At 65.9% G+C, this 19842-nt stretch carries 17 protein-coding genes; 10 read left to right on the plus strand and 7 right to left on the minus strand.

Annotated elements, in window-relative coordinates; genetic code table 11:
• Window positions 1-37 precede the first annotated feature (37 nt).
• A complete protein-coding gene (locus IU448_RS24845) occupies window positions 38-1306 on the minus strand; it encodes a cytochrome P450 (protein WP_195058112.1) in 1269 nt (422 codons plus the stop codon).
• A gap of 300 nt (window positions 1307-1606) precedes the next feature.
• Here IU448_RS24845 and IU448_RS24850 point away from each other — a divergent pair, with 300 nt between their 5' ends.
• Window positions 1607-2185 carry a TetR/AcrR family transcriptional regulator gene (locus IU448_RS24850; RefSeq protein ID WP_195058113.1) on the plus strand — a complete coding sequence of 193 codons (579 nt, stop codon included), beginning with the start codon at window positions 1607-1609 and terminating at the stop codon, window positions 2183-2185.
• 155 nt (window positions 2186-2340) lie between these two features.
• On the opposite strand, the gene IU448_RS24855 is transcribed toward IU448_RS24850, so the two are convergent.
• The gene (locus IU448_RS24855) at window positions 2341-3057 is read right to left on the minus strand and encodes an enoyl-CoA hydratase/isomerase family protein (RefSeq protein ID WP_195058114.1); all 717 of its coding nucleotides are present in this window, start codon (window positions 3055-3057) and stop codon (window positions 2341-2343) included.
• A 93-nt stretch (window positions 3058-3150) separates the two neighbouring features.
• Between IU448_RS24855 and IU448_RS24860 the strand changes: the two genes are divergently transcribed.
• From IU448_RS24860 to IU448_RS24885, 6 genes are all read left to right on the plus strand, one after another.
• Window positions 3151-4800: an AMP-binding protein gene (locus IU448_RS24860; protein WP_195058115.1), complete on the plus strand. Its 1650-nt coding sequence runs from the start codon at window positions 3151-3153 to the stop codon at window positions 4798-4800.
• Window positions 4801-4838: 38 nt separating this feature from the next.
• Entirely contained in the window at window positions 4839-6035 is a 1197-nt protein-coding gene (locus tag IU448_RS24865) for an amidohydrolase family protein (protein WP_195058116.1), read from the plus strand.
• Window positions 6036-6047: 12 nt separating this feature from the next.
• The gene (locus IU448_RS24870; protein WP_195058117.1) at window positions 6048-7475 is read left to right on the plus strand and encodes a FadD3 family acyl-CoA ligase; all 1428 of its coding nucleotides are present in this window, start codon (window positions 6048-6050) and stop codon (window positions 7473-7475) included.
• A 232-nt stretch (window positions 7476-7707) separates the two neighbouring features.
• On the plus strand, window positions 7708-8967 hold the full coding sequence (locus IU448_RS24875) for an amidohydrolase family protein (protein ID WP_195058118.1): 1260 nt from the start codon (window positions 7708-7710) through the stop codon (window positions 8965-8967).
• 129 nt (window positions 8968-9096) lie between these two features.
• A complete protein-coding gene (locus tag IU448_RS24880) occupies window positions 9097-9756 on the plus strand; it encodes a hypothetical protein (RefSeq protein WP_195058119.1) in 660 nt (219 codons plus the stop codon).
• A 171-nt stretch (window positions 9757-9927) separates the two neighbouring features.
• Complete coding sequence (locus IU448_RS24885) at window positions 9928-10668, plus strand: SCO6745 family protein (protein WP_195058120.1); 741 nt, start codon at window positions 9928-9930, stop codon at window positions 10666-10668.
• 443 nt (window positions 10669-11111) lie between these two features.
• Here IU448_RS24885 and IU448_RS24890 read toward each other — a convergent pair whose 3' ends face one another.
• Entirely contained in the window at window positions 11112-12278 is a 1167-nt protein-coding gene (locus tag IU448_RS24890) for an erythromycin esterase family protein (protein WP_195058121.1), read from the minus strand.
• A gap of 79 nt (window positions 12279-12357) precedes the next feature.
• On the opposite strand from IU448_RS24890, the gene IU448_RS24895 reads away from it, so the two are divergent.
• Complete coding sequence (locus IU448_RS24895; RefSeq protein ID WP_195058122.1) at window positions 12358-13074, plus strand: TioE family transcriptional regulator; 717 nt, start codon at window positions 12358-12360, stop codon at window positions 13072-13074.
• 6 nt (window positions 13075-13080) lie between these two features.
• Here the strand turns inward: IU448_RS24895 and IU448_RS24900 are convergent, their stop codons facing one another.
• From IU448_RS24900 to IU448_RS24915, 4 genes are all read right to left on the minus strand, one after another.
• On the minus strand, window positions 13081-14307 hold the full coding sequence (locus IU448_RS24900) for a cytochrome P450 (RefSeq protein ID WP_195058123.1): 1227 nt from the start codon (window positions 14305-14307) through the stop codon (window positions 13081-13083).
• Between the two features lie 18 nt (window positions 14308-14325).
• Window positions 14326-15453 carry a radical SAM protein gene (locus IU448_RS24905; RefSeq protein WP_195058124.1) on the minus strand — a complete coding sequence of 376 codons (1128 nt, stop codon included), beginning with the start codon at window positions 15451-15453 and terminating at the stop codon, window positions 14326-14328.
• Window positions 15454-15840: 387 nt separating this feature from the next.
• Window positions 15841-16932: a cytochrome P450 gene (locus tag IU448_RS24910; RefSeq protein WP_324188711.1), complete on the minus strand. Its 1092-nt coding sequence runs from the start codon at window positions 16930-16932 to the stop codon at window positions 15841-15843.
• Window positions 16933-17405: 473 nt separating this feature from the next.
• Complete coding sequence (locus IU448_RS24915; protein ID WP_195058125.1) at window positions 17406-17843, minus strand: TIGR03667 family PPOX class F420-dependent oxidoreductase; 438 nt, start codon at window positions 17841-17843, stop codon at window positions 17406-17408.
• Between the two features lie 218 nt (window positions 17844-18061).
• Between IU448_RS24915 and IU448_RS24920 the strand changes: the two genes are divergently transcribed.
• A complete protein-coding gene (locus tag IU448_RS24920; RefSeq protein WP_195058126.1) occupies window positions 18062-18316 on the plus strand; it encodes a hypothetical protein in 255 nt (84 codons plus the stop codon).
• A gap of 265 nt (window positions 18317-18581) precedes the next feature.
• A complete protein-coding gene (locus IU448_RS24925) occupies window positions 18582-19766 on the plus strand; it encodes an acyltransferase (protein ID WP_195058127.1) in 1185 nt (394 codons plus the stop codon).
• The last annotated feature ends 76 nt before the right edge of the window (window positions 19767-19842 follow it).

Consider the following 19842-nt stretch of genomic DNA (forward strand, 5'->3'; position numbering starts at 1 on the left):
CTCGTTACGGCAGGACACCTGCCGGCTTCCGTTGTTTTCAGGAGTACGGGGTGAAGGTGATGTGCAGTTCGGTCAGGCCGCGCAGGATGAAGGTCGGCTCGAATCGGAACACCGGATTGTCTGCCGAACCGTGTTTTTCAGGATCCACCCGGATATCGAGCATCCGGTCCAGAATCCGTTCCAGCGATACCCGTCCCTCCACTCGCGCGAGCGGACTACCCGGGCAGGTGTGCACCCCACGGCCGAAAGCCATGTGCTCGCGGAAGTTCGGGCGGTCGAGATCGAATTCGTGCGGGTTGTCGAAACGCCGCGGGTCGCGATTGGCGGCGCCGGGGCACACCATCACCAGATCACCGGCGACCAGCGGTATGTCGCCGACCTCCACGGGTTTTTTCGCGAGCCGGAAACCGCTCTTCACCGGCGCCTGCATCCGCAGGGTCTCCTCGATGAAGACCGGGATCCTGCTGCGGTCCGCTCGCAGCGCATCCTGCAGTTCGGGGCGGGTGATCAGGAATTGCATAGCACTGCCGAGGAGTTTTGCGGTGGTTTCCTGGCCCGCGGCGAAGAGGAAGGTCGCAGTGCGGACTACCTCGGTCACCTCGGGCGTCGATCCGTCCGGATACTTCGCCCCGGCCAGCGAGGTCAGCACATCGTCGTGTGGGTTGCGCCGCCGGTCGGTGATCAATTCGCTGAACAGGTTATCCAGCCATTCCAAGGGATTGACCGGCACGATCTCCTTGTCGATCGACCCCACGGTCGGTCCACCGGCCAGGTTGACCCGCAGTTCCTCGTGGTATTCCTCGGGAACGCCGAGCAGGTCGGCGATCACGAGCAGGGTGAAGACCTTGGCGTAGGCGCCGAGGAATTCGCACCTGCCGTCGTCGATGAATTCGTCGAGCTGTTCATCGGCCAGCTTCCACATGAACTGCTCGTTCTCTTTCAGCCGGGAAGGAACGAGCAGTTTGTTGAGCAGCGACCGAGCGTCGGTGTGCTCCGGCGGGTCCATGGTGACCATATGCTCGTACATCGGCAGTTCGGTGCGATGGGCGGCGATCTGTGCGGTGATATCGTCGCCTTCGGGCGTGAACGGCAGCGGCGGGAACGGCCCACCCACGGCGATGCAGGACGAGAACGAGTCCGAATCGCGCAGCACGTCGTTGGCTTCCTGGTATCCGGTGACCGCGTACACGCCGTAGTTGGGTTCCCGTGTCACCGGGCATTTGGCCCGCAGGTGGTCGTAGTAGGGGTGCGGATCGGGCACCAGCGCCGGGTCGGTGAAGTAGTCGACCGTATCGAAATCGGTCACGGGAACCTCCTGGATATCAGCAGAATTGTGTGCTCAACCGCGGATCACCGGTTGATACGGCAGGTATTCCGGGGCGGGCCGGTCCCGTTCACGCCGTGTGCCGGAACGCATCCCACCGGAGAGGCCCCTACCCGGAGCCGATCCGGAACGACCCTTGCTGAGCGACTGCTCAGGTGTGATGCTGAGCACATGCTTAGCATGTGTGGGATGCGAGCGTCAACCGCCACGGCAGCCGGGATACCATCCCCGGTGATCACGGGACCGCCACGGCCACGCGGCAATTCAGGAGGAGGCACCACCATGTCAGCACCCCGCCGGCTCGGCGCACCCGATGCCAAGAACCGTGGCGTCCTGATGGACGCCGCCGAAGAACTCATGCTGGAACAGGGCTGGGCAGCGGTGACCTCGCGACGTGTCGCCGAGTGCGCCGGCCTCAAACCGCAACTCGTGCACTATTACTTCCGTTCCATGGACGAGCTGTTCCTGGAGTTGTTCCGCCGCCGCGCCGACCAGGGCCTGGAAACGCTGGCCCAGGTCCTGAATTCCGACCGTCCGCTGCACGCCCTGTGGAAATTCAGCACCGACGCCGCCGCGGCACGTTTCACCATGGAATTCGTCGGCCTGGCCAACCACCGGCCGGCCATCCGCGCCGAAGTGGCGCGCTACTCCGAACAGTTCCGCGCAGCACAGACCGAGGCTCTGGGCCGGATGCTGGAGGGGTACGGCGTCGATATGGACCGCTTCCCCGCCGAGGTACTGTCGGTGCTGATGACCGGCGCTGCCCGGATGGTCGTCCTGGAACAGGCACTCGGAATGACGGCCGGGCACGCCGAAACCTTCGCCTTCGCCGAACGCGAGATCGACCTCCTCGAAAAATAGGCGCATCTCCACCGGTACTGCGGACATGCGCGGCGACAGGCTGCGCAACTCCTGCCGGCCTCCACCGACCGGAAACTCGGCATATCCCGCGTTCCCATTCGGCCATACACGCGGGATCTCACCGACTGTTCGCGGCAGCTGCTGCACGGCGGACCTCATTTCCCGCGGTTCATCACCTGTTCGGCCGCGACCCAATGGGCATCGGCGACCCAGAGTTCGGCGAAAGCGTCCACTGCCTCCTGCGGAGTGGCACCGTCGATCACTCGTTTGATCGCACCGGCGGACGGGGTGGCCAGGGCTCGCGCCAGCGAACGCCAGCCCGCGTCGAATTCCGGGCGCGGCAGGACCCGGTCCACCAGGCCCAGCCGTTCGGCCTCGGGTGCGGTGACCATCTCCCCCGAACCGGCCAGCAGAAGCGCGCGGCTCCGCCCGACCAGCCGCGTCAGCCGTTCGGCACCTCCCCAGGCGGGCATGATCGCCAGGGCGACCTGATTGAACCCGATCTTGATATCGGCGGCCGCAATGCGGATATCGGCCGCGACGGCGACCTCGGCCCCACCACCGAGGGCGTGCCCGTTGAGCGCGGCGATCACCGGCCCGGGGAAGCCGGCGAGTTTGCCGCACACCCGCCGCATCCGGCTCGCCATCTCCACCGCTTGCTCGTGGGTTCGCAACGCGGCGAGTTCTTTCAGGTCGCCGCCGGAGACGAACGCTTTGTCACCGGCACCGGTGATCACCAGCGTCCGCGCCCCGGCCGCTGCGTCGATCGCCTTGTCGAGCTCGTCCATCGTGTCCAGGGCGATGGCGTTGCGAGCGTGCGGGCGGTTGATGGTGAGGACGGCCAGTCCGTCCGCCAGTTCGAGCTCGATCACAACTTGTTCTCCTCGACGGAAATATGATTCTCTTACATAGAGAATCATATACTTTCCCGCTGGTTTCCGGCGCTCGGATCGGGAGTTCGTCATATGCCGCATTCATCGCGCACGAGCGAAGACACCACACGGGCGCACACTTGCGGCGCACCCGGTCCGCTCACCCGCCGGATCCCCGCCGACCTGGCCCGCGACTACCGCGAAGCGGGCTGGTGGACCGACGAAACACTCGGCGAACTCCTCGCCCGCGGCCTGGCAACCACGCCCGGCGCGACCTTCGCGGTGCATTCGCGAACCCGCCCTTACACCGGCACATTCGCCGATGTGGAACTGACCGCCCGGCGGCTGGCGAACGGCCTGCGCCGGCGCGGGGTGGGCCCCGGCGATATCGTCGCCTTCCAGCTACCGAACTGGATGGAGGCCGCCGCCACCTACTGGGCCTGCGCCCTGCTGGGCACCACGGTGGTACCCATCGCACATTTCTACGGCCGCAAAGAGCTCGGCTACATCCTCGGCGCGGTCGGCCCGAAAGCGTTCATCACCTGCGAACGCTTCGGCCACAACGAATTCGACCCGCAGTTGTGCGCGGATGTTCCCGTGGTGGGCGTGGTAGGCCGGGATTTCGAGGCACTACTCGATACCGAACCGCTGACCGGCGTACTGACCACCGCCCCGGACAACCCCGCGTGTATCGCGTTCACCTCCGGGACCACCCGGGCGCCGAAGGGGGTCGTGCACAGCCACAACACCCTGGGCTACGAAGTGCGGCAACTGGCCGGGATGTACCCGCCGGATCGGGGTGATCAGCTCACCTCGGCGCCGGTCGGGCATTTCATCGGCATGCTCAACGCCCTGCTCATCCCGGTGCTCGACGGTGCGCCGATCCATCTGCTCGATATCTGCGATCCGGGCTGGGCACTCGAGCTCATGGCCTCCGAGAACATCTGTGTGGGCGGCGGAGTCAGCTATTTCGTCACCAGCCTGCTCGATCATCCCGACTACGAACCCGCACATCTGGCCCAGCTGCGCTACGCCGGGCTCGGCGGCGCCGCGGTCCCCGCCGCGGTCAGCACCCGGCTGGAGAGCCTGGGGATCCGGGTCTTCCGTTCGTACGGCAGTACCGAACATCCGTCGATCACGGGGTCACTGGCCACCGAACCCGCGGACAAGCGGCTGTTCACCGACGGCCGCGCTCTACCGGGCGTGGAGTTCCGGATCGCAGCGGACGGCGAGATCATCAGTCGCGGACCGGATCTGTGCCTGGGCTACACCGATCCCGACCTCACCGCGCACGCTTTCGACGCCGACGGCTGGTACCACACCGGCGATATCGGCACCGTCGACGAAGACGGTTACCTGACCATCACCGACCGCAAATCCGACATCATCATCCGCGGCGGGGAGAACGTGAGCGCACTCGAGGTCGAAGAGGTGCTGCTGACTCTGACGGGCGTGGCCGAGGGGGTCGCGGTGGCCGTCCACGATCCACGATTGGGGGAACGCACCGCCGCGGTGGTGCGCTGCCTGCCGGGGCACCCCGAACCCGATATCGCGATACTGCGCGCGCATTTCGCGCAGGCGGGGCTGGCCAAACAGAAATGGCCCGAGGAGCTCCATATCGTCACCGATTTCCCGCGGACCCCCAGCGGAAAGATCCAGAAGTTCGTCATCCGGCGCGAGCTGGCCGCGACGCGCCCGGAAGCCGCCGCGGCCGGCAACGACGCCATTGCGACCGAACCATGACGAGAATACGATTCTCTTAAATAGCCAAGGAGGATTTCATGAGTAAAGTCGAGCTGCCCTACCAGCTCTTCGACGCCGACAACCACCTCTACGAAACCAAGGAGGCGCTCACCCGCCACCTGCCGAAGCAGTACGAGGGCGCCATCCAGTACGTCGAGATCAACGGCCGTACCAAGATCGCGGTACTCGGCCAGATCAGCGAGTACATCCCCAACCCGACCTTCGAGGTCGTCGCCCGCCCGGGCGCGATGGAGGACTATTTCAAGCACGGCAACCCCGAGGGCAAGAGCCGACGCGAAATCTTCGGCAAATCGATGAAGGCGATCGATGCCTTCCGCGACCCGCACGCACGACTGAAGGTCATGGACGATCTCCAGCTACAGCGCGCGCTCATGTTCCCGACCCTGGCCAGCCTCGTCGAGGAGCGGATGCGCCACCACCCCGAACTGATCCATGCGGTCATCGAATCGCTGAACCGCTGGATGCTCGACGACTGGGGTCAGGACGGCAGCTTCGTGCACTCCGGCCGGATCTTCACCGTTCCGGTGATCACCCTGCCGATCGTCGAACGGGCGATCGACGAACTGAACTGGGCCGTGGTCGAACACGGTGCCAAGGCCATCCTGGTGCGCCCGGCCCCGGTTCCGGGATTCAAGGGCATGCGCTCGTTCGCGCTGCCGGAGTTCGACCCGTTCTGGAAACGCGTCGTCGAACTCGATGTGCTGGTCACGATGCATTCCTCCGACAGCGGCTATTCCCGCTTCGACGCCGAATGGGACGGCAGTGACAAGGAGATGCTGCCGTTCCAGACCAACACCTTCGCGATGACCAACCAGTGGCGGCCGGTCACCGACGCGGTCGCGTCCTGGGTGTGCCATGGTGCACTGAACCGCTTCCCCGATCTGAAGATCGCGGTGATCGAAAACGGTTCGGCCTGGCTGGAACCACTATTGCAGCAGCTGTCCGACGTCTACAAGAAGGCGCCCGAGGGCTTCGGCTTCCAGAATCCGATCGAGGCCATCAAACGCAGCCTCTACGTGAGCCCGTTCTGGGAAGAGGATCTGCAGCGGCTGTCGGAGGTCATGGGCGCCGATCATGTGCTGTTCGGTTCCGACTGGCCGCATCCGGAAGGGTTGGCCGAACCGGCCCGCTACATCCACGAGATCAAAGATATGCCGCTGGAGAACCAGGCCGAGATCATGGGCGGCAACCTGGCGCGACTGCTGAAGGTCTGAGCGGAACCACCCATGACCTGGGAGACGATCCCGCAGCTCGCCCTGTCCACCGCCGACCGATTCGGTGATGCCGAAGCGGTGGTGGACGGGGACCTGCGGTTGACCTATACAGAACTCGCGGACCGGATCCGCCGGGCCGCGGGGGCGTTCGCCGGAGCCGGGATCGGCAAGGGCGATCGGGCGGCGGTATGGGCACCCAATTCCGCCGAATGGATCATCGCCGCACTCGGTCTGCTCACCGCGGGCGGCGTCCTGGTTCCGGTGAACACCCGGTTCAAAGCCGACGAAGCCGCCGACGTCATCCGCCGCAGCGGCGCCGCGGTGCTACTCGTGCAGAAGGGCTTCCTCGGCGGCGACTATCCGGCGCCGCCCGGAATTCCGGTTTTCGATCTGAAATCGGAGTTCCTCGGCAGCGGCGCACCGTTCGAAGGCGAAGTGGCGGGTACCGATATCGCCGACATCATCTACACCTCGGGCACCACCGGGCGTCCCAAGGGCGTGATGATGAACCATCTGCAGACGTTGCGACTCTATACGGAATGGTGCGATCTGGCCGATCTCCGCGCGGGCGATCGCTACCTGATGGTGAACCCGTTCTTTCACACCTTCGGGTTGAAGGCGGGTATCGTCGCCTCGCTCATTCGGGGCGCCACCATGCTTCCCGTACCGGTGTTCGATGTCGGCAAGGTGCTCGAACTGGTGGAGAAGGAACGGGTCACCATGCTCCCGGGCGCGCCGACCCTCTACCATTCTCTGCTCGAATACGAGGGCACCCGCGATATCTCGTCGCTGCGGGCCGCGGTCACCGGGGCCGCCGATATCCCGGTAGACCTGATCCGCCGAATCCGTCAGGAACTGCCCTTCCGGTCGATCATGACCGGGTACGGGCTCACCGAAGCAGGCACGGCCACCGCATCCCGGCCCGGCGACACCTTCGAACAGATCGCCACCACCGCCGGAACGGCATGCGACGGTGTGGAGCTGCGTATCGACGACGACGGTGAGGTGCTCATCCGCGGGTACAGCGTGATGCAGGGATACCTGGACGATCCGGCGGGCACCGCCGCGGCGATCGACGCCGACGGCTGGCTGCACACCGGCGATCTGGGCAGCCTCGACGAAGACGGCCGGCTGAAGGTTATCGGGCGCAAGAAGGATATGTACATCGTCGGCGGATTCAACGCCTACCCGGCCGAGATCGAAGGTTTTCTGCTGGCGCATCCGGCGGTCGCCCAGGCCGCGGTGATCGGAGTACCCGACGAACGAATGGGGCAGGTGGGCAAAGCATTCGTGGTGGCGCGCGAAGCCGTCCGCGAAGCCGATCTGATCGCCTGGGCCAAGGAACGAATGGCCGGTTACAAGGTGCCGCGGTCGGTGGTATTCCTCGACGAGCTCCCGCTCAACGCCACCGGAAAGGTGATGAAGGACCAGTTGCGTTGAGCACCGCCGGTCGGCGACCGGTAACAGGGCAGGCACACCGTCGGGCGTACGCAGCGGGGAGGCTGCCGCGAGGGCGAGCCGAGCCGTTTCACGATCCGCTCCGATCGTCTCGACCCGGCACCGGCCCGCGGTGTATCGTCGAATACAACCGAGAGCGCCATTCTCATAGGTGGAGATTTCCACTCTTACAACCGGGTGCACCCGGCGTCGACCATGAACAGCGAGGAATCCGGTGAATATCGACGACATGATTCTGGTGAGCATCGACGACCACGTGGTCGAACCGCGCGATATGTTCGACCACCACGTGCCGAAGAAGTACGCCGAGTACGTCCCCAAGGTGGTGGTGGACGATCAGGGCATCGACCGCTGGATCTACCGGGACCGGCCGACCGGTGTCACGGGGCTCAACGCGGTCGTCTCCTGGCCCCCCGAAGAGTGGGGTTACGACCCCGCCGGGTATGCCGAAATGCGGCCCGCCGTCTACGACATCCACGATCGGGTACGCGATATGGACGCCAACGGCGTCCTCGGCTCCATGTGCTTTCCCACCTTCACCGGTTTCAGCGCCGGGCATCTGAGCCGCGGCGGCATGGACGACATCACCGTGGCGATGATCTCCGCCTACAACGACTGGCATATCGAGGAATGGGCCGGCGCCTACCCGGGCCGTTTCATCCCGATCGGAATCCTGCCGCTGTGGGAACCACAACTGGCCGTCGACGAGATCAACCGGCTCGCCGCCAAGGGCTGTCGTTCGGTGACCATGCCGGAACTGCCGCATATCGACGGTCTGCCCAGCTATCACGATATCGGCTACTGGGGCCCGGTGTTCAAGGCGCTCTGCGATAACGACACCGTCATGAACCTGCACATCGGGCAGGGTTTCGGCGTGTTGAAGCTGGCGCCGGACGCGCCGATCGACAACCTCATGGTCCTCGCACCCAGCATCTCGTTGATCGGTGTCCAAGACCTGCTGTGGGGCCCGGCCTTCCGCACCTACCCGAAGCTGAAGGTCGCGATGTCCGAGGGTGGTGTCGGCTGGATTCCGTTCTTCCTGGATCGCTCCGACCGGCACTACACCAATCAGCGCTGGCTGCGCCGCGATTTCGGCGGCAAAATGCCCAGCGAGGTGTTCCGCGAGCATGTCATGGCCTGCTACGTCACCGACCCGACCTCGCTGAAACTCCGGCACGAGATCGGAATCGACAATATCGCCTGGGAATGCGACTACCCGCACTCGGATTCACTATGGCCGGGCGCGCCCGAATTCGTGTTGAACGAACTCGAGGGCGCCGGCGCCGACGATTCCGATATCGACAAGATCACCTGGCAGAACGCCTGCCGCTTCCTGAACTGGGATCCCTTCGCCCACCGGACCCGGGCAGAAGCGACGGTCGGCGCGCTACGAGCCGAGGGCGCCGATGTCGATCTGTCCACCACCACCCGCCAGGAGTATGCCGACCGCTACGCAGCCAAGCACGCGAGCTGACCGGAAACGCGGACACCAGCCCGCTGTCCGCCGTCCGCCGGCCGAGTTCAACGGGGCGGCGGAATGCCTTTGCCGGGGAGCTGAGCTGGGCATTGGGAACCTGTCGGACCGACTCGATAATCTGCCGGGATGGTCCGACCCGATCCGGCGCTGCGCCGTTTACTGCGGGAAACGCAGAAGTTGCTGGAGCCGTACGGCTTCCACGGCAACGATCCGCGCTGGGTACGCGTCGAACCGGGCGGGGTCGCCGCCGTCGGGCGCACCCGGGCATCCCGCCTGTGGACCGACGGGCAGCAGGTACTCCGATTCGACCTGTACCTGACCGCCACCCCGGCCGCGTGGTGGGAGTTCGGGAACTGGCGTAATTCCCGGCTGGGCCTGCCGCCCATACCACTGGAAGAGGCCACGGGCCCCGATCTGCTGACCACCGCGAACGCCGGCACGGAACCGTCCGGGCCGTGGAGCCTGCGGTCGGCCCCCGACGGGAATGTCCGGCAATCCGATATCGACACCGTTCGCGCCGAACTCCCCCGCCGGGTCCACACCTGCGCACGCCGCGCCCTGCAACTGGTGGAACCGGACCGCTACCTCGACGAACTCCTGGCTCACGCGGATCCACACATCGGCACCTGGGAGACGATCGTCGTCCTGCTCGCCGGCCGCGGGCCGGGCCCGGAACTCGACGACGCGGTCCAACACCTGCGGGCCTGTTTCACCGGCCGCGAGCTACCGGCCTACACCATGGACGTCATCACCTACGCACAGCACCGGAGCGCCCTTGTCCGGTAACTCGAGATAACCGGGCACAGCCGGTGAGCACACCGGACGGTCGCGCATGTGAGCATCCGGCAGCCGCGTCAAACCGAGGACCGGCCCGGACAGAAGCCTCCCGACCACCCTTCCGTACGGCGTAAAGACCCGATACGGTGACTGGAAGAATCAGGGCGAGAAGGAGTCGCAATGTCGGTCGGCGCAACCGTGAACAACCATATCCAGCAGCTCGGCGGGGCGTTCATGTTCTCCAGGGAGGCACGGACGTACGCTGCCGAGACCGGTGTGGACGAATTCTTCGGCCCCTACACCCGCGGCCGCGGCGGTGTACTCGGCGAGGTGGACGCCGATGTGGTCACCGCGGCGTTCGGATTCTTCCCCGGACATTCGATTCGCACCGCGTGGGAATCGGTGGCGATGCCCGCCGAAAAAGCCGCGCAGCGCTACGCGGTGGCCTGCCAGGAATTCGGCCGGCGCAAACTCGGCGCCTTCGAGGAGTCGGCCCGGCTGGCTGCTCTCATGGAAGCCGTTGCGGTAGCGGCCGATCCCTCCGGGGTCCCGTTGTTCGCCGGCTGGCGGGCGATGCCCCTGCCCACCGATCCGGCCGCGCGGGTCATGCAGCTCGCGCACGTCCTGCGTGAACTCCGCGGCGGCCTGCACCTGCTGGCCGTACGCGCATCCGGGATCACCCCGTTGCAGGCGGTCCTGGTTTCCGGTTCCCCGCTCAACGACGGCCCGGGGCAGGCCCGCTGGTACGGCTGGCCCGAACCTTTCGAGGAGATCACCGACGAGATCCGCGACGCCTGGAAACAGGCAGAATCGGTGACCGACGAGTTGATCGCCCCGGCTTTCGCGGTGCTGGCCGACGGCGATGCCGACGATCTCGTCCGGCTGGTCGCCGCCGCCCACACCGCAACCTTCGCCCGCTGAATCGCCCGGCCCACGGAGAACGTACGGCCCGCGGAGAACGTGCGGTCAGGCCGGGTCGGCGAATGGTCGCGGGTTCTCATCGCGCCGGCCGGTCCGTACAAGGCCGGAGACCCGTCGGGCGGGCAAACGCGTTGCCAGAACACCGTGAGCACGGTGGTGTGGTGACCACGCCGCGAACAACCCGCGCCGACCGTTTCCCGACGGTTGCTCACCGCGGTCATGCAGCGATCGGATCGTCCGGGCCGCGGTTCCGGATTTCACCCGCGCGCAGCTGCTACAGAACTGCTTGTAGCGGGCGGCGCTGCGCGCCGCCCACATACACGCGCGTTCGGTGCGGCTCCCGGAATCAACCGGGGTCGGCGCTTTGATCGGTGCAGTCGGTCGGCCGACGGGCTCACCCCGCACCGTGCGTAGATATCGCAGGCCGTCCAGTTCCGGTACGTTCACCGGACTTCGTTCGGCGATTCGCCCCGGTGAGCAGCGCCGTCGTGGATGTGCAGGATCGCATCGGCTGCCTCCACCATTGCGCGGTCGAGTGGGAAGTAGCCGTGGGCAGGCGTGTAATCGTTTCGTGTGACAGCTGCCGGTATCTCGATCGGCGCAATCAGCTCCCGGGCTCCGATACGGCCCTGGAGAAACCCCTCGTAGGTGCCGACAGCGGGTTCCGGCATGCCAATGGCGGCGTCACGTCCCAGACTGCCGACCATCACCGAATACCGGAAGCCCGGCAGCGACCCGACGATGGCGCCGGCGCCAGACCATTCGAGGTCCATATCACCCATGCGCATCCGGCTCATGTTGCGTTGCAGATGCAGGTTGTGTCCGAACACCAGGGTCGCACCGCGTCCGGCCTCGACGCGCCGGATATCGAGGAGATTCTGCGCCATGAGTGCGTCCCGGAAGGCGCACATCCGGTTCCACCGCGCTTCCTGGCCGATGCGTTGCGCGGCCTGCCGGTGGTATCGCAGCATGCCGAGTCCGGCGGTCAGCTGAGTCTCGGCCCGGAACCATTCGGCCTGCGAGGTTTTCGCCACCAGCTCGGGCGCGCGTGCGTAGAGCTCGGTGCGCATATCGTCGGCCAGCACCCGCAGAACATCGGCTTCGCGGGTGGCGCCGGGCGATTCGGCCGGGTCCATGACCGCCTCTGTACGGTGCCAGCGTTCGTCCGCACCCGCAAGACCGTCCAGGTCGTGGTCGAGACCCAGGTAGCGCCGGGCGTATTCGAGGTACCGGCGTGGGCTGGGCGCGTTCATGGTTTCCATCGGCCCGTCGAAGCCGTGGAAGGCCACCCGTTGTCCGGCGGGCCGGTTCTCGTTGTATGCCCGCATCCAGGCGACCAACTGCCGGTTGGCCTCGATCTCACCGAAACCGTGTGAGAAACCTGTCCGCATGGCCTCGTCCAGGGTGCCCCTCCCCTGCCGGACGTAGTCGTCGACGACGAGCGCGGCCACGCGATCGCTTTCGAGTGCTATCGACCGGAATCCGCGGCCGGCCAATTCGGCGAACAGGTCGTTGCGGGTCCAGGCAAAGGCGGGTTCCAGGTGGGTCGGTTCACCGAACGCGAGCAGGTCGGTGGAGTCGATGTCGATGATTGTCGTATCGAAGGTCATTTCTTCGATCGTATCTTTGAAAGAACGGTTTAAACTTTCCCGGCATTCACATCGTATTACTGGCATGTAGTCTCAAACCGTGCGCAACCTCCGCCCGGCCGACCTCGCCCGTGAGCACGGACTCTCCACACAGGCCGTCCGCAACTACGAACGCGATGGGTTCATTCCCGCGGCCGAGCGCACACCCACCGGCTATCGCCGCTATACCGAAGTGCACGCCGCGGCGTTGCGCGCCTACCTGGCCCTGATCACCGCATACGGTCACGCCCTCGCCGGCCGGATCATGAACGGTCTGCACGAGGGCGAACTCGATACCGCCTTGGAACTCATCGACCGCGGCCACCACCAACTGTTACGCGATCGCGAAACCCTCGACGCGGTCCGGCGGGCCATCGGTCACCTGACGGCCGGAACCGGCGCCGGCACCGGCCGTTCGATCGATCCCGCCCCCCGTACGGTCGGCGAACTCGCCCACCACCTCCGGGTCACCCCGGCGACCCTGCGCAAATGGGAAACCGCCGGCGTCCTCACCCCGGGCCGCGACCCGGCCACCGGATACCGGATCTTCCTCGCATCCGATATCCGGGACGCCGAACTGGCCCACCTGCTCCGCCGCGGCGGCTACGGTCTCGCCCAAATCGCCACCGTGGTGGAACAGATCCGGGCGGCCGGCGGCACCGATGCCCTCGCCGCCGCACTCGACGGCTGGCAGGGCAAACTGACCGCGCGCGGGGTCGCGATGCTGGCGGCGGCCGGGCTGCTCGGCAGCTACCTGCGCTACCTCGAACGGCCGTGATCCCGTTCAGTTCCCGAGAACGACGGGCAGCCCGCGTAACCCGTGGAGCGCACGCGACTGCAGGGGTTGCGGTTTTCCCGCGATACGCGCGTCCGGATATCTTTCGAAGAATCGCTGGACGGCGATCGTCGCTTCCGCACGGGCCAGCGCGGCACCGATACAGAAATGGATTCCGGCACCGAAGGTGAGGTGGCGATGCGGTTCCCGGCGCCGGGGGTCGAAGACCTGCGGGTCGGTGAAGATCTCCGGGTCGCGATTCGCGGCGGCGAGCAACAGTACGATCGGCGTTCCGGCGGTGATGGGCCGGCCGGCGAGCCGGGTATCGGTTTTGGCGACCCGGACGACGTACTGAACAGGGGTGTCGTAGCGCAGGGATTCTTCGATCAGCGCCGTGTAGTCACCGTCCGCCGGGTGGAGGCCGGGTTGCCGTAGCAGCATGTACAGGGCGTTTCCGAGCAGATGTGTGGCGGTGCCGAAGCCGCCGACCAGCAGCATGCTGCAGGTGGCGATGGCCTCCCGCAACGTCAGATGCGCCGGGCACTGCTGCGCCACAGCGCCGATGAGCCCGGTGCTTCCCGGTTCGGCCTGCTCCAGACGGTCCTTGAAATACGCCGTCATCTCGGTGACCAGAGCACGCGAACGCTGCCGTTCCTCCGCCGTTCTGGCTCCGTCCAGCAACGAGGCCAGCACCTTCCCCCAGGCGGCGAAACGCGGAGCGTCCGAATGCGGCAGGCCGAGGATTTCCGAGATCACCGCCATCGGAACGGCTTCGGCGTAGTTCGTGACCAGATCGGTGGCCCGGTCGTGCGGGAGCTCGTTCAGGCAGTTACCGACACTCTTTTCGATCCGGGGCCCGAGATCGGCCAGTGCGCGCCGGTGGAACGTCGGGGCCACCATCGACCGCAGTTCGGTGTGCCGGGGCGGCTCCAGCTTCAGAAAGGAGTCGTCGACCGGATGGACGAGCGTGACATCGCCGGACGCGTTGCGCCGGCGTGCCGACGCTCCGATCGGCGCCGGGCCGAAGTCGCCGCTTGTCAGGACCTGGTGACACAGCGGGTGGGAGGCGGTGAACAACAGGCCGCGGCGACTGGCGGCCAGGGCGCCCCGGGCACGGACCTTCTCGTATTCCCGGTGCCGGTCGGACCCGGGGCGGGCCCAGAGGATCCGGGCACCCGGGTCACCGCGAAGGACATCGGAGAAGAGCCGTGCCTTTTCCAGAGACATTGCTGCCATGGTCGGTCGCTATCCGCCCTACGCTCCGACCGCCGGTTGGGCGGGTACCTGCCGGGCGGGATGGTAATCGGACCAGTAGTACTGGCGGTAGAAGTTCTCGGCCAATGACACCCAGGTGTGCAACTGGTCGATATCACCCAGGAAGCGGTGCATATTGACCAGCAGCCAGCTCCACACGGCCTGGCTGTCCCGGCAGTTGTCGCAATCTCCGGTGGTGGCGCAGTACTGGACACTGTGGTCGGTGCGGTACGCGTTGAAGCGGCCGACGATCGGGTGGCCCTCGGTCAGGCGCTGGGCGTGCGCGGGGTGATCGTTGCTGATGCTGGGGCAGGTTTCGGCACCGAATGTGCCCCAATGTGTACGGCCGGTGACCAGCGTGCGGAAGTAATACGGATCGCCGATCACGGTATCGGGGTAGGTTTCGCGCATCCGCGTCATTTCCTCGATCGCCCGTTCCTCGTTGTGCAGGCGGGCGGTGGGGTCGGTGCCGTTATCGCTGTAGTAACCGAAATTGACCTGGTTGCCGTTCTCGGCGATGGCTGCGACAGTGCGTTCGAGGTACGGCATTCCGGCTTCACTGAGTGTGTAGACCCAGGTGGCTCGCGGGTCACCGGTGTAGGTGCGCAACGCCTTGTCGAACAACCCGCTGATCCGCCGGCCGTTGACTCCGTGGCCGCGCAACTCGTCGTCGACCGGTCCGCCGCCCCACAGCGATACCGCGATGGCGAGATCTTCCAGCCCGTCGTAGGGTATCGGCCGCGTACCGTTCGTCACGACGGTGACATTGCGAATCGTCTCCGCGAATACGCGGACGCGGTCCAGGACGAGCGCGGGCTCACCGCCGATCAGCAGTGTGCTGGTGATCTTCTTGTTGTCGCGCAGGTCTTCGGCGAAGGCGCGGATCGTCCCCAGATCACGAATCTCGACGCTCTGCTTGTCCATATCGTGCTCGAAGAACCAGCACCCCTTGCACCGCAGGTTACAGGCGTCGGTAACCCACACCTCCACGGTGCGAATTCCGCGGGCTACATCGTTCACACGCAACAAACGTTCGGCCAGTGCCGGATCCTCTTGCGCGAGTTCGAATGCTCGGGTTAATATGCGTTCCTTACTTGGCCTGACGTCCAAGAAAACGGGCTGAGCCACGACATCCTCCTCGGTGCGATGCGGCAAGTTCTGCGCGCTGCTAGATGTCACCGGCTAGCCGAACATGTCAAAAGAACAACAGTTGCTGCCGATGCGCTGCCGAATCAACGGGATTCGGCGGTGGTGGGTGAGAATGCGGATACGGAGTGGTCCTACGGAACTGAAATCGTTAGCGCCACAAAGAATTCTAGGATAGGCCCGCTGACAGCGCGACCCCTCTGACGTATCCTTGATGCTTTTTACGATACGCGCCGAAGGTCGCCGAATCTATTCCGGCGCAACGGTACACGTTGCGTAAGTTCTACATGCCCGTGCCGCGCAACGTAGCCGCGCGCCCACCGTTGCGTCAGCCACCGCGTAGCCGTAACCGGCTACGCCGCAGCAACTTCACGGACCGAGCGGTGGGGACGGCGGAAACATCACCGGCAGCGCCGACAGTGCACGATGGAACGGCCCCGGTCGCCAGTGCAATTCCTCGACCGGGCAGGCCAGCTGTACCTCGGGGAGCGCGTCGAGCAGCTGATCGATCGCGTTCTGGGCAACCATATAGGCGATCGACCTGGCCGGGCAGGTATGCGGGCCCGAGCCCCATGCCAGATGCGCGTTGTTGTCGGTGTACTCGCCCGCATGGATCGCCGGATCGTTGTTGCAGGCCGACATGCCGATGAGCACCGGCTGATCGGCCGGCAGCCATACGCCGTCGAGCATGGTCGGCTGCCTCGGATAGCTGAGACAGTAGTTCGCCATCGGCGGATCGGTGTACAGCAGCTCGTTGAGCGCGTCCCGAGTCGTCGGCGCCACGCCGGACGACGTACCGGCGAAGCGCGGATCGGTGATCATGAGAAGCAGGGTGTTGACGGTCAGGTTGGTCAGCGGCTCGATACCCGCCCCGTACAGCACGGCCAACTGGTGCACCATCTCCGAATCCTGCAGACCGGCCGGGTGGGCGAGCAGGCGGGAGGTGACATCGCGACCCGGTTCGGCGCGTTTGAGCGCGATGAGTTCCAGGAGCGCTTCGTTGATCCTGGCGTCGGCTTCGGTGGCGGCGGCGCCGCCTTCGAACATGGCGGCCATCCCGGCAGCGATGTACTGCCCGAGATCCGGCGGGCAGCCCAGCATGGCGTTGAGCACCTCAAAGGTCAGCGGGAACGCGTACTGGCCGATGAGTTCGGCGTTACCGTCCATGCAGAAGTCGTTGATCAACGGGGTGGCAACCGCTTCGACATTCTGGTGCATGGAGAACAGGTCGACCCCGTCCAGCGCGGCCGTGATCGCCTGCCGGTAGCGGGCATGTTCCCGTCCGGTACTGCGCATCACATTGGGCCGCCACGCCATCATCGGCATGAGCGGGTGGTCTGCCGGGACGTTCTTTTCCCACGAGCGCGCATCGGCCGGAAAATGCTCGGGGTCGTTGAAGATCCGGATCGCGGTGTGGTAGCCGATCACCAGAGTGGCCGGAATACCGGGTGCGAGCTCCACCGGTGCAAGGGTTTCGTGCCGGCGACGCATCTGCGCGAAGACGCGATGCGGATCTGCGGCGTACTCCTCCGTGTACAGAGCTACCCGCGGCGAGAGATCGGTCCGTGCGGATGCGGAGTACGGGCAGCCGCCAGTGCCGGCTTCGGTCGATGGTAGAGACTTGGCCAAGGCCGGGAACTCCAATGAATGCAACAACAACAGAACAGAAGTTGTCTCAGTTGAGACAACCTCTGTGCCGGAACAGTATTGCGGTAGCGAATCGGCCGCAAGCCGGCGGGTAGTGCAATCGGCCACTACCGGCCGCACCGGACTCCGGCCACCGGCATCATTCGAACCCGTATCCGTAGTCCCGGGTTCCGCCGTCCGCGGTCCGGATCGGCTCCGTTCCGATCGCGATACCGCAGCCGCCGGCGGAGTCGCGCGCACGCGATCGACGATGCCGTTCGGTAGCGGCAGTGCGCGCCGGGGGCCTTTCAGAAACCTCGGAGACGGTCGGGTATCACCCGGATCGGCACCGAATATTCGGCACGGAACTGGTCGGCGGTCATCGACAGGCCGGCCAGCCCGTCCCGGTACTTTTCGAGATAGGCCGCGACCTCGTCCGGATCGGTTGCCAGTTCGAGCCGGGCGGAGCCGCCGAACACCACGATATCGCCGCCGGATCCGGTGCCGTTGAAGTGCAGCGCCACTCGGGGGTCGCGGGCGATATTGCGGAGTTTGGGCCGGTCCGGCCGGCTGAAGACGAGAAAGGATCCCGCCCGCCAGCCGAACCAGACCTGGTTCGGCTGCGGGGTACCGGCGGGTCCGACGGTGGTCAGCCAGACGCTCTCCTCGCCGGCCAAGAGCGCGGCAACCCGGGCACCGAACTCCGTTGCGGGATCGAATAATTCGTTGACCTGCGGTGTTTCCATGGGCCGACCTCCAGATCGTCGGGGAATTTGTCGGGGAATTCGCCGGAACCACACCCTCACCCGCCCGCCGACTACCCGCAAGAGCGACGACCGCGGCAAAACCGTAAGCATTCGATAACACCTTATTTTATAGGTCACTTTTCCAGAGAAATCGGCCGCTATGACACGCGGTCGTGCAAGACTTCTGCCGTTCGTCAACTCCCCTGAAAGAAGACGTCATGAGAACACTCGCCACACTGGGCGCGACGGCACTCGCCTTCGCCGCCGCCGGCGTCGTCGCCGCGCAACCCGCCGCCGCCCAGCCCGCGCAATGCCACTCCTCCTACGAACCCTGCGTCCCTGTCACCAGCGATGTCGACTGCGCGGGCGGCAGCGGTAACGGCCCGGAGTACACGGGAAAGGTCCGGGTGATCGGCCCCGACGAATACGACCTGGACCGCGACGGCAACGGAATCGGCTGCGAGAACAGCTGACGAACGGACTCGACCCGTGAGCATGCTCGACGGGCTTGTACTCCCCATAGGAGATGCGGGCCCGGCGCGCTGTGCGCCCCCGCGTAGCCGGGTGTTCGGCGGGCCGCGACCGCTGCCGGCCGCCTCCCGGTCGGCGGCCCATCCGGCCCGGCCCGCATCCGCATCCGGCGGTGATCCGAGCAACGCCCTGGTAAAGGCGAGTTGGCGCTGGGTACACCGTTACGGTAGACAGGTCGCGTCTCATACGTATGGGTAAGGGTTTTTCGTGGTCGACACGCTGGCGAGGACGGACGCAGCTACTCCGCAGGCCGCCCCACCCAGATCCCGCCCGTATAATCACACCGCCGATTTCGTACGCGTCGCCTTGTTCACGCTGGTCGTCGCCTCGCATACGCATGGCACCACCCCCGATGTGGCCGGCGGCACCGGGCTGATGGCGACGGTGGGCCACACCACCCGGTACGGGTTCGTCGCCATCACCGTTTTCGTGCTCTTCCTGGGCTATTCCGGCCGCACGGTATCCCCGGTCGCATTCTGGCGTCGCCGCTTCGGCCAGATCGTCCTGCCATATCTCGCCTGGTCGGTGCTCTACACGCTGTTCCTGGTGTGGCGCGACGACGCCGAGCCGAAGCCCGGGGCCGGCGATCTGGCCCGCGATTCGGTGGGCAGCATCCTGACCGGCGAAGGCTGGTACCACCTGTACTTCCTGCTCATCTCGATGCAGATCTACCTGCTGTTCCCGGCACTGCAATGGTTGATCACGCGAACAACCGGCCACCACCTGGAACTCCTGGCCGCGGCCGTGGCGATCCAACTGGCCATGTTCGTCCTGTTCGATTGGCCCGGCGGCCCCGCGGTCCTCGGCTGGGGGACCTACCACCACCTGTGGAAGACCCTCCCCATGTACGCGATGTTCGCGGTGATGGGCGCGCTCCTCGCGGTGCACTTCGACCGCGTCGACGCCTGGATCCGCACTCATCTGCCGGCCGTCGTCACGACCGCCGCCCTCGGCTGTGCGTACGGGATCATCGGCCATCTACGGGACGTGGACGCCGGTATCCACCCGGCCCGTAACTCCTCGCCGTGGAACCCGCAGTTCCTGCCCCTGTTCGTCGGCGCGCTGATCCTGCTGTACCTCGTAGGCATGTTCTGGAACGACCGTCGCGGCGCCGGCACGGGTGTGGTCGGGCGGATCGTCAGCTACGGCGCGCTGCGCGCGTTCGGTGTTTTCGCGGTGCATCCGATGATGATCGATATCGTGTACCAGGTGCTTCCGGTGGACTGGCTGCTCGATCCCGTCCCACATCTGCGCTCGACCGCGCTCACCATCATCGTGCTGGCCGCCAGCCTCGCGGTGGTGGAGGTCGCGCTGCGTACGCCCTTGAGCAGTATTCTCGTCGCCCGCCCCCGGCAGCCACTGCGACGCCGGAGTCCCGCATACACCGGCTAGGAATCGACCACGGCCGCGGTACGGCTCCGGCCACCCAGGGGCCGGTTTCCGCCGCGAAACTGCTGACACCACAGCC

The organism is Nocardia flavorosea, from assembly GCF_015477805.1.
GTDB lineage: Bacteria > Actinomycetota > Actinomycetes > Mycobacteriales > Mycobacteriaceae > Nocardia > Nocardia flavorosea_A.

What these genes read in the sequence shown, in the direction of transcription:
- IU448_RS24880 (WP_195058119.1), top strand. Translation starts at nt 9,097, where the DNA reads ATGGTCCGACCCGATCCGGCGCTGCGCCGTTTACTGCGGGAAACGCAG.
- IU448_RS24900 (WP_195058123.1), bottom strand. Translation starts at nt 14,307, where the DNA reads ATGGCAGCAATGTCTCTGGAAAAGGCACGGCTCTTCTCCGATGTCCTT.
- IU448_RS24885 (WP_195058120.1), top strand. Translation starts at nt 9,928, where the DNA reads ATGTCGGTCGGCGCAACCGTGAACAACCATATCCAGCAGCTCGGCGGG.
- IU448_RS24850 (WP_195058113.1), top strand. Translation starts at nt 1,607, where the DNA reads ATGTCAGCACCCCGCCGGCTCGGCGCACCCGATGCCAAGAACCGTGGC.
- IU448_RS24860 (WP_195058115.1), top strand. Translation starts at nt 3,151, where the DNA reads ATGCCGCATTCATCGCGCACGAGCGAAGACACCACACGGGCGCACACT.
- IU448_RS24920 (WP_195058126.1), top strand. Translation starts at nt 18,062, where the DNA reads ATGAGAACACTCGCCACACTGGGCGCGACGGCACTCGCCTTCGCCGCC.
- IU448_RS24890 (WP_195058121.1), bottom strand. Translation starts at nt 12,278, where the DNA reads ATGACCTTCGATACGACAATCATCGACATCGACTCCACCGACCTGCTC.
- IU448_RS24870 (WP_195058117.1), top strand. Translation starts at nt 6,048, where the DNA reads ATGACCTGGGAGACGATCCCGCAGCTCGCCCTGTCCACCGCCGACCGA.
- IU448_RS24865 (WP_195058116.1), top strand. Translation starts at nt 4,839, where the DNA reads ATGAGTAAAGTCGAGCTGCCCTACCAGCTCTTCGACGCCGACAACCAC.
- IU448_RS24915 (WP_195058125.1), bottom strand. Translation starts at nt 17,843, where the DNA reads ATGGAAACACCGCAGGTCAACGAATTATTCGATCCCGCAACGGAGTTC.